Origin of the sequence: Kluyvera genomosp. 3 (genome assembly GCF_011765685.1) — a bacterium.
GTDB lineage: Bacteria > Pseudomonadota > Gammaproteobacteria > Enterobacterales > Enterobacteriaceae > Kluyvera > Kluyvera georgiana_A.
This window is the reverse complement of the sequence record NZ_CP050321.1, coordinates 2,285,176-2,297,517: the sequence shown is the minus strand read 5'-3', so window position 1 is coordinate 2,297,517 and position 12,342 is coordinate 2,285,176. Positions and strand designations below refer to the sequence as shown.

The following is a 12,342-nucleotide window of genomic DNA, read 5'->3' as shown; positions in this document are numbered from 1 at the left end:
TGCTATGTTTGTCGACAATTCTGGTACACTACGTGAAACACAGCATATATAAGGGAGTGAACCAATGCCGACACATCGATTCGCGAAAAAACACTGGAAAATGGTGCTGGTGTTAATCGCCATCTGTGGTGCCATGCTGCTACTCAGATGGGCGGCAATGATATGGGGATAATAAATAGATAAACAACCGTGACGGGAAACTCTGGTTAAAGATCATTTATATACAAAAAATGCCTTTAACGTTTATTTATTAACAATACGTGCGGTAAAAATACCTGAACTGACGTTTTAAATACAAATTCTGAATTTTCTTATTTTAACAAATATCAATAGCAGCAAGAAAAACCGGTACGACTCTACCCGGTTTTCTCTGCCGGCATTAATAATTAATAAGAAATCAAATTATTACAGCACAGAATAGTTAGTACCACTCACCTGCAACCAGGGTGTGAACATTGAATGCGTCATCCATAGAACGACCGGTATTCTGTGAGCCCGGGGCAATGTTGGAACCGGCTTCAACGTCATAGGCGCTGGAGATACCAACGTGCTGAACGGTAGCGGCTTTAGTGGAACTGGCTGGCTGCGTGGCAGGCTCGGCAGCAAATACACCGAAAGAGAGTGTTGACAGCAGAATAGCTGCAGATGCGATTTTGATATTTTTCATAATGTTTATTCTCTAACTGGATTAAGACTTTTGAACGCCAAGGCATCATTTCGCCCTTGAACACAAGTGTAGATCCAGATCACACTTTTGCCTAGTCAAAATATTTAGCTATTCGTGTCAAATTTATTGAATATTATGTCGAAAGGGGCAAATGTGGAGATATTATGGAGGTTATGAATTTTTAATTAAATAAAACAGCGGTCGTATTTAATAATAACACATCGCGCAAAATTGAAAATACAGGCCGGCTTATCTCCGGCCCGTAAATGACTACATGGTATAACCCAACGTCAAAGAAGTACGGCGATCGGTGTGATTCGGTGCCGTTTCCGGTGGCTCAGAGTTCCACGTCACGTTGTAGGCCACTTTCAGGCCAAAGTGCTCATTGATAGCAACATTTAGCGCGGTTTCTGAGTTGACGGTCGTATCATCGGCCCCCAATACAGAGACACCCTGAGTGAATTTAGTGGTGTCGGTCATCTTCCATGCATAGGCCGCAGACGCGTAACCCAGCGCCTGTGTTTCCGAGTTTCCGTCGGTGTATTCGTCGTAACGAACACCGGGACCAAATTCAAAACGGAAACTGTGGATCGGCCCGGTCAGGAACTGGCGACCATAACCTGCGGTAAAGACATCACGCTCGTGATAGCCGTTATAACGGTCGGTTAACCAGCTAGCCTGGCCAAACAGGTAGTCTTCATGCGTCATGTTATAGCGACCACGGCCGCCAACAGCATATTTTTCAGAAGAGCGTTCATCGTTAGCGGATGTATTGCTGGCATTGCCCCACAGGGACCATGCCGTCGTATCACCGTACCAGGTCAGCGTTGAATCAGCGGTTGCTGATGAGCTTTTGGTATTGCCAGATTGTGCGAGGTAGCCCGCATTCACGTTACCTTCAAAAGGTTTTTTAGCGCTGGTTGGGTCATCCATGACAGTAAAAACGGTATCACTGGCGGTTGCATATGCAGACGCAAACACGCCCCCCAGCAGCACAACCGCTGCCGGTACTGTCTTCAAAAGCTTCATTTATTATGAGTCCGTACAACAAAAAAGGAGACGATTCCGTCCCGGAAACTTTCGCGAGGATCAACGTCGGGGTGGTCCATAGAAAGGCAACAAATTATAAAAAGGCACGAATAACATAGCAATGCTATTCGTCTTTCATTTTTTGAATAAGAGCCGTCTTAAAGCGCATTTTATTTCATAATAAAAGTCAGCAGTTATTTACACTTTTCTATAAAAATCATGCTGTTGTTTCTTTCATTCTCATCAGGCAAGTGCCAGACTTAAACCAGGTTGTGTCCAGAGCAGTCTATTTGCTCATAAAGGGAGGTTATAGCTATGGTTAAAATTTACACACTGACGCTCGCCCCTTCACTCGACAGCGCCACGCAAACACCACAAATTTATCCCGAAGGTAAACTTCGTTGTAGCGCTCCTGTCTTTGAACCTGGCGGAGGTGGAATCAATGTTGCGCGCGCGATCACCTTTCTGGGTGGCAACGCTACCGCTCTCTTTCCGGCGGGCGGTGCGACCGGAGAACATCTGGTGGCGTTACTACAAGCCGAACATGTTCCCGTCAACAGTGTCGAATCCCGTGAATGGACGCGGCAGAATCTCCACGTCCACGTTGATGCCAGCGGCGAGCAGTATCGCTTTGTCATGCCAGGCGCCACGCTGCATGATGATGAACTGGAAGCGCTGCAAAAAAACATATCGCAGATCGATTCTGGCTCTCTGCTGGTTATTAGCGGAAGTCTGCCGCCAGGGGTCTCCCTCACACAGTTTGTCAGCCTGATTAAATCCGCCCAGCAGCACGGGCTACGCTGCATTATTGATAGCTCCGGCGATGCCCTCGCGGCCGCGCTGGCGATCGGCGACATCGAGCTGGTTAAACCCAATCAGAAAGAACTTAGCGCACTGGTTCAGCGGGACCTGAACCAACCGGATGATGTTCGCAACGCCGCACAGGAGATCGTTCGCAGCGGGAAAGCGCGTCGCGTGGTGGTTTCTTTGGGCGCACAGGGAGCATTGGCCGTTGACGCGCATTCATGCGTGCAGGTTGTCCCGCCGCCGATCAAAAGCCAGAGCACCGTTGGCGCAGGTGACAGCATGGTCGGCGCCATGACGCTGAAACTTGCAGAGGGCGCCGGCCTTGAGGAAATGGTGCACTATGGCGTCGCGGCAGGCAGTGCCGCCACGATCAATCAAGGTACCCGCCTGTGTTCACGCGAAAATACGCAGAAAATTTATTCTTATCTGCAACAGCACTAAATGTGCAGGAAAACGGATCTGCGGGGCATCCCGCAGGTCGCTAAATCGCCGTAATCGGCTATGCTAAGCAAACTCCATGGTTAACAATGGGGTGCATACGAAGCGCAGTCATCACACGTCTGTAGCAGAGGGAGTACGATCCTGCCTCTGCGATCTACATTCTTTTTACCCGTTGTGCGGTATAGCTCGAATTTTTACCCAGCAGTAATGCGCTAACCTTATGATACGGCAGAAAACATGGGGAGAGACATCATGTGGCAAGCGATCAGTAGCCTGTTAGGCGAGCAACTTGGAAGTGGCGAAATCGATCTGCGTACTGAACTGCCCGGCGGAGAAATTCATGCCGCATGGCATATACGTTATGCCGGTCGGGATTTCTTCGTGAAGTGCGATGAACGTGAATTATTGCCCATTTTTACCGCGGAGGCCGATCAGCTCGAGCTGCTCTCTCGTAGTAAAACCGTGACCGTCCCGGAAGTGTTCGTCGTGGGTACAGACCGCGACTACAGTTTCCTGGTGATGGAGTATCTGCCGCCCCGTCCTCTGGACGCACACAATGCCTTCCTGCTGGGCCAGCAGCTCGCTCACCTGCATCAGTGGAGCGACCAACCGCAGTTTGGCCTCGATTTTGACAACGACCTTTCCACCACCCCACAGCCCAATGCCTGGCAACGTCGCTGGTCGAATTTTTTTGCCGAGCAGCGAATTGGCTGGCAGTTAGAGTTGGCCGCAGAAAAAGGCATGGAGTTTGGCGATATCGACGCGATTGTCGATCATATCCAGCAGCGCTTGAGTTCGCATCAGCCGCAGCCTTCGCTGCTGCACGGCGACCTCTGGTCAAACAACTGCGCACTGGGGCCAAACGGGCCGTACATTTTTGACCCGGCTTGCTATTGGGGGGATCGCGAGTGTGATCTGGCGATGTTGCCGCTGCATCCCGACCAACCACCGCAAATATACGACGGCTATCAGTCGATTTCACCGCTGCCAGCCGGATTCCTTGAGCGCCAGCCGATATATCAGCTCTATACGTTGATTAACCGGGCGATTCTATTTGGCGGACAGCATCTGGTGATCGCGCAAAAGGCAATGGATAAGGTTCTGGCCGCATAATGACAAAGCCCCCTTTCGGGGGCTTTTACTTAGTTCATCTGAACGCCTTTCAAGCGGAACTCAATATTCATAATCAGCCCCGTCCCCGGCTTGCCGGATTCGTAACGCCATTTCCGCATTGCCGTTTTAACATCGCGCTCAAACATGTTGGATGGCTGCGCTGAGAGGATTTGCACATTCTCCACGCGACCATCGGCGGTCACGTCGAATTTCACCCGTACTTTACCTTCGATACGCAGCGCCTGAGCGCGCGATGGGTAACCCGGCTGCGGGCGATTCAACGCTCGTGGGCCGGTAGGCGCGCTAACCGACGGCGCGCTTGCCCCCGGCAAATTGTTGGCAACCGAACTCGCCGGCGGCGCATCACGGTTAACCGTTGACAGAGGACGCGATTCAACCGGCTTCACTTCAGGCTTCGGCTGTTCGACTTTTTTCACCGGCTTGGGTTTTGGCTTCGGCTTCGGTTTTGGTTTGTGAATAACGACCGGCGCCTGCTGCACCTCCGGAATCGGCGCGGGTTCAGGCTCGGGCTCCGGCTCAACGACTGGCTGCGGCTGAGCGACAGCCTGAGGAGGCTCGAGATCGGCCGGCGCAACCATCGTGACGGTAATCGGCTGTGCGGGAGCGGGCAATTCAATAACCTGATGTACCGAGGTATAAAGCAGACCGGCCACGACGGCACCATGGATGCCAACAGAGAGCAACGTCGGCCACGGAAACCGGCGGGGTAAATCAAGGGTCATTGCAGTCATAGTCGTTACAGTTGAAAAATGAGAACTCGATTTTAAATGCAAATAGCAATCATATTCAATAAGCCATCTTATCTTCGGTCAATTTTCTCCTGCGCTTGGTCAAAAAAACCGCGACGTTTCGCGTCTTTTCCTGCACACAAAACTTTGCATTGCAGTCGCTGGCGCTTTGTCTTACCGTAATCCGCAAACTATTTAAACAGGAGCTCCGCCCGTGCTTTACGTCATTTATGCTCAGGATATCGCCGACTCTCTTGAAAAACGTCTTTCGGTCCGCCCCGCTCATCTGGCTCGTTTGCAGTTGCTGCATGATGAAGGCCGTTTGCTGACCGCCGGGCCAATGCCTGCCGTTGACAGCAACGATCCGGGCGCGGCAGGTTTTAGTGGTTCAACGGTGATTGCGGAATTTGAATCGCTGGAAGCAGCTCAGTCCTGGGCGCAGGACGATCCCTATGTCGCGGCTGGTGTGTACCAGCAGGTTTCGGTAAAACCGTATAAAAAGGTTTTTTGAGTTGCGCTAAGCAGGCTGAAAAACAGAGGGCACCCTGACGGTGCCCTTTTAATCATCAGAGATCGTAAATGGCAAACAACAGGCAGTTTCGCTGCCGGCCGACCAGGCACTTTCTGATGGAGTGGATGCGCATATTACGACGCGATTGTGCTTCTAACCAACGCGCTTTGCGACGACTGGCTTGTCTCACCATCCGCCAGCGCCCCACTTCCGGTCTACTACGCTTCATTTCTAACGCTCTTGCTAAAAAAGACGCCCCATTATAGCCCCTTGCAAATGGCTGACCAGCGGTTTCTCGTTGCGTTTTTATTTGCCAGATCTCTTCTGATGCGTAAACTCTTAACAACTGGCAAGCAAAAGGATTTTCGAAATATGACAACCGTGTACACCGTAGTAAGTTGGATGGCCATTCTGGGGTATTGGTTGTTAATCGCCGGGGTAACGTTACGTATTCTGATGAAGCGACGTGCCGTGCCTTCAGCCATGGCCTGGCTGCTGATTATTTATATTCTCCCGTTGGTCGGTATCATCGCCTATCTTTCACTCGGTGAACTACACCTTGGAAAACGCCGCGCAGAACGCGCGCGCGCGATGTGGCCGTCAACCGCAAAGTGGTTGAACAATCTAAAAGCCTGCAAACATATCTTCGCCGAAGACAACAGCCAGGTTGCTTCTTCTCTGTTTAAGCTATGTGAACGCCGTCAGGGTATCGCGGGTCTCAAGGGCAATCAGCTACAGCTATTGACTGAGTCTGACGACGTGATGCAGGCAATCATTCGCGATATTCAGCTGGCGCGCCACAATATCGAGATGGTCTTTTATATCTGGCAGCCAGGCGGCATGGCCGATCAGGTTGCTGAATCGCTGATGGCCGCTGCCCGTCGCGGCGTGCACTGCCGATTGATGCTGGACTCCGCAGGCAGCGTCGCCTTCTTCCGCAGCCCTTGGGCCGCCATGATGCGCAATGCGGGCATCGAGGTTGTTGAAGCGCTGAAGGTTAATCTGATGCGTGTGTTCCTGCGCCGGATGGATTTACGCCAGCATCGCAAAATGATCATGATCGACAACTATATTGCCTACACCGGCAGTATGAACATGGTCGACCCGCGCTTCTTTAAGCAAGACTCCGGAGTCGGCCAGTGGATTGACCTGATGGCGCGTATGGAGGGCCCTATCGCCACCGGCATGGGTATCGTTTACTCCTGCGACTGGGAGATTGAGACCGGCAAACGCATTTTACCGCCGACGCCCGACCTCAACATCATGCCGTTTGAAGAGGCCAGCGGGCATACAATCCAGACGATTGCGTCCGGGCCTGGTTTCCCTGAAGACCTGATTCATCAGGCACTGCTCACCGCGGCGTATTCCGCTCGCGAATACCTGATCATGACGACTCCGTACTTTGTTCCGAGCGAAGATCTGTTGCACGCTATCTGCACCGCCGCGCAGCGTGGAGTTGATGTGAGCATCATTTTGCCGCGTAAAAATGACTCAGTGCTGGTTGGCTGGGCCAGTCGAGCCTTCTTTACGGAACTGCTGGCTGCGGGCGTCAAAATCTATCAGTTTGAAGGGGGCTTGCTGCATACCAAGAGCGTGCTGGTCGACGGTGAACTGAGCCTGGTCGGGACGGTTAACCTCGATATGCGTAGCCTGTGGCTCAACTTCGAAATTACGTTGGTGATAGACGACAGCGGATTCGGTAGCGATCTGGCTGCCGTACAGGACGACTATATTTCCCGTTCACGTCTGCTGGATGCACGACTGTGGGTGAAACGACCATTCTGGCATCGTCTCGCCGAACGACTGTTTTACTTCTTTAGCCCATTACTGTAAAACGTGCCCATTAGCACTCAACAGGTAGCCATCATGGATATGGATTTAAACAATCGTCTGACCGAAGATGAAACGCTCGAACAGGCTTATGACATTTTTCTTGAGCTTGCGGGTGACAACCTTGACCCGGCCGACATTATTCTGTTCAACCTGCAGTTTGAAGAGCGCGGCGGCGCCGAGCTGTTCGACCCTTCCGAAGACTGGAAAGATCACGTTGATTTCGATCTGAATCCCGATTTCTTCGCTGAAGTGGTGATTGGTCTGGCGGATACCGACGGCGGCGAGATCAACGATATTTTCGCCCGCGTGCTACTGTGTCGCGAAAAAGATCACAAGCTTTGCCATATTCTCTGGCGCGAGTAATAAGATAAAGGGCAGCCACGCTGCCCTTTTTTGTCGGCAAATTATTGTTGCCGAGGCAGTGCGGTACCACAGCCGTTGCAATAGCGCGCAGTTGGCTCATGGTGTCGCTGTTTACAATGCGGACACACCCGTTCCTGACGACGTTTTTGGAATTCGCTGGTCATCTGAGCGGTAATAATCCCGGTCGGAATCGCGATCACGGAGTAACCGATTAAGATCAGAACAGACGCCACCATTCTGCCCGCAGCGGTATGTGGCGTAATATCGCCATAACCCACCGTCGTGACCGTCACAATCGCCCAATATACCGCCGTACTCAGCGTCGTAAAACCGTTCACCGGCCCTTCGATTCCGTACATAAGCGCCCCCGCAACAACCATTACGATGCCGATAAACGCGTAGAATAGAATCAGCTGATGACGGGAATTGACGATCGCGCTCCACAAACTATTCAGGGCGGGCATCAGCCGGAGCAGCTTCAAAATTCGCAGTACGCGAATCACACGCATCGCTCGCCAGGCAAACAAATATTCCACGCCGATTTCAGGCCATAGCATGATCACGTAAAACGGCAGAATGGTGGCCAGGTCGATAAATCCCCAGAAGCTGAAAACGTAGCGTGCGGGATTGGGCCAGCAGAATAGACGCAGGAAATACTCCAGCGTGAACACCAGCGTAAAGGCAATTTCCAGCCAGACAAAAGCATGCCATTCATCGTAGGTGAGATGGTAAGTTGTACCGATACCCGACTCAATAAAGATAGTGACAACGCTTAATAAGGCAAAACAACCGCACAGCGCTTCAAACCGGCGCCCGGTCCGCGTGCGTTGATCGAATAAGAAATGATAAAGACGATGGCGCAAAGCGCTAATCCCGGTCACGATGAACCCTCGTATAAAAAATAAGGGCTGGCAACCTGCCAGCCCTGACGATTATAACGGGTCAACCTTGAGACAGGAAACGGCGTGACGGAAACTTCCTTCCAGAAGTGGACGCGTTTGCGCACATTCTGGCCCCGCCAGCGGGCAGCGGGTCCGGAATACACAGCCTGACGGTGGGTTGATCGGCGAAGGCAGTTCGCCCTCCAGAAGCTGAATGGTTTTATTCTGCTCCAGGTCGGGATCGGGCACCGGCACGGCGGACATCAACGCCCTGGTGTAAGGATGCAACGGATTGTTGTACACCTCATCGTAGGTGCCCAGCTCTACCGCATGTCCCAGATACATCACCAGTACACGATCGGAGATATGCTTCACTACCGCCAGATCGTGAGCGATGAAGATCAGCGACAGCCCCATCTCACGCTGTAGTTGCTGCAGCAGGTTGACCACCTGCGCCTGAATCGACACGTCCAGCGCCGAAACTGGCTCATCACAGATAATCAGTTTCGGTTCAAGGATCAGCGCACGCGCAATGCCGATACGCTGGCACTGGCCGCCGGAAAACTCATGCGGATAGCGGTTGACGAGGTTTGGCAGCAACCCCACCTTCATCATCATGGTTTTCACTTTGTCGCGCACTTCCTGACGCGGCATTTTCGGGTAGTAGGTACGCAGCGGCTCGGCAATGATCTCACCGATAGTCATACGTGGGTTCAATGACGCGAGCGGATCCTGGAAAATCATCTGAATGTCGCTACGCACATTGCGCCACTCATCCGGCTTCATGCCGAGCAGGTCTTTACCCAGCCAGGCCACTTTACCGTCGGTGGCTTTCACCAGACCGATAATGGCTCGCGCAAAGGTTGATTTCCCGCAGCCAGACTCGCCGACCACCCCTAACGTTTCGCCCTCATACAGTCGAAGCGTGACACCATCTACCGCTTTCAGCGTTTTCGGCGGCTGCCAGAACCACTGTTTGCCATCTTTAATCTCGAAGTGGACCTTTAAATCCGCGATTTCGAGCAGTACTTTTCTTTCGTCAGTCACGGCGCTCATACCAGTTCCCCCACGGTCTTAAAGCAGGCGCGTAAGCGGCCTGGCGCAAACTCTTCCAGCGGCGGCGCGCTGCTGCACACCTCCATCGCGTGCGGGCAGCGAGGCTGGAACGGGCAGCCGGTTGGCAGACGTAACAGGTTTGGCGGGTTGCCAGGAATGGTCAGCAGCGATTCACCTTCACCGTCCAGACGTGGAACCGCATTCAGCAGACCAATAGAGTACGGGTGCGCAGGCTGGTAGAACACATCGCGCGCTTTGCCATATTCCATCGTGCGGCCTGCGTACATCACCAGCACCTTATCGCAGATCCCCGCAACGACGCCGAGATCGTGGGTAATCATGATAATTGCGGTGTTAAACTCACGCTTCAGTTCGTTCAACAGCGTCATGATCTGCGCCTGAACGGTCACGTCCAACGCGGTGGTGGGCTCATCGGCAATCAGCAGTTTTGGCCGACACAGCAAAGCCATCGCGATCATCACGCGCTGACGCATACCGCCGGAAAACTCGTGCGGATACATTCGCATACGCTTACGCGCTTCCGGCATTTTGACCGCATCCAGCATTTTGACCGACTCTTCAAACGCTTCGGCCTTGCCCATGCCTTTATGCAGCATCAGCACTTCCATCAGCTGCTCGCCTACCCGCATGTACGGGTTCAGGGAGGTCATTGGGTCCTGGAAAATCATTGAAATCTGCTCGGCACGCAGTTTATTCAGCGCATGCTCCGGCAGGTTAAGGATCTCTTTCCCGTTAAACAGTGCCGAACCGCCGATCCGTCCGTTGCTTGCCAATAGCCCCATCAGGGCAAACGCCGTTTGCGATTTACCCGAACCGGACTCGCCGACGATCCCCAACGTCTCACCCGCACGCAGGCTGAAGTTGAGGTCATTAACGGCGGTCACATCACCGTCAGGCGTCTTAAAGGTCACACGCAGATCTTTTACGTCCAGCAACCGCTGCGACGTCGTTGCCGTTTCAATTATGCTCATGGCAACACTCCTTAACGGTCTTTCGGGTCGAGGGCATCACGCAGGCCATCGCCGATAAAGTTGAAACAAAACAGCGTCACGACCAGGAATCCAGCCGGGAACAGCAGCAGCCACGGCGACACTTCCATCGAGTTAGCGCCATCGCTTAACAGCGCTCCCCAACTGCTCAGCGGCTCTTGTGTCCCCAGACCTAGGAAGCTCAGGAAGGATTCAAACAGAATCATGCTAGGCACCAACAGAGAGGCGTAAACCACCACGACCCCGAGTACGTTCGGCACGATATGGCGGACAACGATGCTCGCGGTAGAGACACCGCCGACCTGGGCCGCCTCAATAAACTCTTTACGTTTCAGGCTAAGCGTCTGACCGCGCACGATACGTGCCATATCCAGCCAGGAAACCATCCCGATGGCGACGAAAATCAACAGGATGTTTTGCCCGAAGAAGGTCACCAGCAAAATGACGAAGAACATGAACGGGAAGGAGTTGAGGATTTCCAGCAGGCGCATCATCACCGAATCAACTTTGCCGCCCAGATAGCCAGAGAGCGAACCGTACAACGTCCCCACGATGACGGCCACCAGCGCGGCAGCAATACCGACCATCAGTGAGATACGTCCGCCGATTGCCACACGCACCAGCAGATCGCGCCCGGAAGAGTCGGTGCCAAAATAGTGACCGGACTCCATATCTGGCGCGTTGGACATCATGCCCCAGTCGGTATCGAAGTAGGAAAACTGCGATAGCATCGGCGCCAGCGTCACGAAGAGCGCAATCAGCACCAGCACGACCAGACTGGTGACCGCCGCGCGGTTATGCATAAAGCGTCGGCGCGCATCCTGCCACAGGCTACGCCCTTCGACTTCCAGCTTCTCGCTGAAACTTTCCAGCGCCTCGCTGTTCTTTTTACTTAACATCATAGCGAGCTCCAGCCTTAATAACGGATTTTCGGGTCAATAACGGCGTAGAGCACATCTACCACCGCGTTAAACAGGATCGTTAATGCGCCAACCAGAATCGTCAGGCTAAGCACCAGAGAGTAATCGCGGTTAAGCGCTCCGTTAACGAACAGCTGTCCAATCCCCGGCAAGCCGTAGATGGTTTCAATCACCATCGAACCGGTAATAATACCGACGAAGGCAGGCCCCATATAAGAAAGCACCGGCAGCAGCGCGGGTTTTAACGCGTGGCGGAAAATAATCCGCCGCATCGGCAACCCTTTTGCGCGGGCGGTACGAATAAAGTTGGAGTGTAAAACTTCAATCATCGAGCCACGGGTAATACGCGCAATGCTGGCGATATAGGCCAGAGAGAGCGCAACCATCGGTAGAATCATGAATTTCAGCGCCCCACCGTTCCAGCCGCCGCCGGGCAGCCAGTGCAACGTAATCGCAAATATCATCACCAGCAGCGGCGCGACGACGAAGCTGGGAATAACCACCCCGGTCATCGCTACCCCCATGACCGCATAGTCCCATTTCGTGTTCTGTTTTAATGCCGCAATCACGCCAGCCGTGACGCCCAAAATAACCGCCAGCAGAAACGCTGCCGCGCCTAATTTTGCCGACACCGGGAAGCTCACTGCGACCAGATCGTTAACGGAATAATCTTTATATTTAAAGGAGGGGCCGAAATCACCGTGGGCTAACTGCTTCAGGTAATTACCGTACTGCACCAGGATGGGATCGTTTAAGTGATACTTTGCTTCGATGTTGGCCATGACCTCGGGCGGCAGCGTACGCTCACCCGTAAATGGGCTGCCCGGCGCAAGGCGCATCATAAAGAAGGAAATCGTAATAAGGATAAATAGCGTCGGAATCGCTTCCAGACAGCGACGTAATATAAATTTCAACATTGCCCGTACCTTCTGGCATGTGCCTTTGCACTGCTCTCAAATAAG

The 12,342-nt window shown here is 52.9% G+C and carries 15 protein-coding genes; 6 read left to right on the top strand and 9 right to left on the bottom strand.

The features are described from left to right. The first annotated feature begins 64 nt into the window (after positions 1–64). Positions 65–172 (top strand): small membrane protein YniD, encoded by a 108-nt coding sequence (gene yniD / locus GY169_RS10720; RefSeq protein ID WP_100249959.1) that lies wholly within the window; start codon positions 65–67, stop codon positions 170–172. A gap of 249 nt (positions 173–421) precedes the next feature. On the opposite strand, the gene GY169_RS10715 is transcribed toward yniD, so the two are convergent. Next, positions 422–667 (bottom strand): hypothetical protein, encoded by a 246-nt coding sequence (locus GY169_RS10715; protein WP_163448644.1) that lies wholly within the window; start codon positions 665–667, stop codon positions 422–424. 270 nt (positions 668–937) lie between these two features. After that, positions 938–1,696, bottom strand: coding sequence for a YdiY family protein (locus GY169_RS10710; RefSeq protein ID WP_163448645.1), 759 nt, complete (start codon positions 1,694–1,696; stop codon positions 938–940). A 315-nt stretch (positions 1,697–2,011) separates the two neighbouring features. Here GY169_RS10710 and pfkB point away from each other — a divergent pair, with 315 nt between their 5' ends. Both pfkB and GY169_RS10700 read left to right on the top strand, forming a co-directional pair. Continuing rightward, positions 2,012–2,944, top strand: a complete 933-nt coding sequence (pfkB, locus tag GY169_RS10705; protein WP_167575722.1) for a 6-phosphofructokinase II — start codon at positions 2,012–2,014, stop codon at positions 2,942–2,944. 252 nt (positions 2,945–3,196) lie between these two features. Then, a complete protein-coding gene (locus GY169_RS10700; RefSeq protein ID WP_167575721.1) occupies positions 3,197–4,057 on the top strand; it encodes a fructosamine kinase family protein in 861 nt (286 codons plus the stop codon). A 29-nt stretch (positions 4,058–4,086) separates the two neighbouring features. Here the strand turns inward: GY169_RS10700 and tonB are convergent, their stop codons facing one another. Then, positions 4,087–4,800 carry a TonB system transport protein TonB gene (gene tonB, locus GY169_RS10695; protein ID WP_223882172.1) on the bottom strand — a complete coding sequence of 238 codons (714 nt, stop codon included), beginning with the start codon at positions 4,798–4,800 and terminating at the stop codon, positions 4,087–4,089. A 220-nt stretch (positions 4,801–5,020) separates the two neighbouring features. Here tonB and GY169_RS10690 point away from each other — a divergent pair, with 220 nt between their 5' ends. Beyond that, positions 5,021–5,317: a YciI family protein gene (locus GY169_RS10690; protein WP_064545104.1), complete on the top strand. Its 297-nt coding sequence runs from the start codon at positions 5,021–5,023 to the stop codon at positions 5,315–5,317. A 55-nt stretch (positions 5,318–5,372) separates the two neighbouring features. Here the strand turns inward: GY169_RS10690 and GY169_RS10685 are convergent, their stop codons facing one another. Beyond that, positions 5,373–5,546: a YciY family protein gene (locus tag GY169_RS10685; RefSeq protein ID WP_122983154.1), complete on the bottom strand. Its 174-nt coding sequence runs from the start codon at positions 5,544–5,546 to the stop codon at positions 5,373–5,375. A 143-nt stretch (positions 5,547–5,689) separates the two neighbouring features. Here GY169_RS10685 and cls point away from each other — a divergent pair, with 143 nt between their 5' ends. Continuing rightward, entirely contained in the window at positions 5,690–7,150 is a 1,461-nt protein-coding gene (cls, locus tag GY169_RS10680; RefSeq protein WP_167575719.1) for a cardiolipin synthase, read from the top strand. Between the two features lie 33 nt (positions 7,151–7,183). Continuing rightward, positions 7,184–7,513, top strand: a complete 330-nt coding sequence (locus GY169_RS10675) for an HI1450 family dsDNA-mimic protein (RefSeq protein WP_163448650.1) — start codon at positions 7,184–7,186, stop codon at positions 7,511–7,513. 41 nt (positions 7,514–7,554) lie between these two features. Here the strand turns inward: GY169_RS10675 and GY169_RS10670 are convergent, their stop codons facing one another. The 5 genes from GY169_RS10670 to oppB are packed head-to-tail and all read right to left on the bottom strand — an operon-like array spanning position 7,555 to position 12,297. After that, positions 7,555–8,394, bottom strand: coding sequence for an ion transporter (locus tag GY169_RS10670; protein WP_411908114.1), 840 nt, complete (start codon positions 8,392–8,394; stop codon positions 7,555–7,557). Between the two features lie 51 nt (positions 8,395–8,445). Continuing rightward, positions 8,446–9,450: a murein tripeptide/oligopeptide ABC transporter ATP-binding protein OppF gene (oppF, locus tag GY169_RS10665; protein ID WP_163448651.1), complete on the bottom strand. Its 1,005-nt coding sequence runs from the start codon at positions 9,448–9,450 to the stop codon at positions 8,446–8,448. Then, positions 9,447–10,442 carry an ABC transporter ATP-binding protein gene (locus GY169_RS10660; protein WP_163448652.1) on the bottom strand — a complete coding sequence of 332 codons (996 nt, stop codon included), beginning with the start codon at positions 10,440–10,442 and terminating at the stop codon, positions 9,447–9,449. The genes oppF and GY169_RS10660 overlap by 4 nt, the downstream gene beginning before the upstream one ends. Positions 10,443–10,453: 11 nt before the next feature. Continuing rightward, the gene (gene oppC, locus GY169_RS10655; protein WP_163448653.1) at positions 10,454–11,362 is read right to left on the bottom strand and encodes an oligopeptide ABC transporter permease OppC; all 909 of its coding nucleotides are present in this window, start codon (positions 11,360–11,362) and stop codon (positions 10,454–10,456) included. Positions 11,363–11,376: 14 nt separating this feature from the next. Next, positions 11,377–12,297 carry an oligopeptide ABC transporter permease OppB gene (gene oppB, locus GY169_RS10650; protein WP_163448654.1) on the bottom strand — a complete coding sequence of 307 codons (921 nt, stop codon included), beginning with the start codon at positions 12,295–12,297 and terminating at the stop codon, positions 11,377–11,379. Between the last annotated feature and the right edge of the window lie 45 nt (positions 12,298–12,342).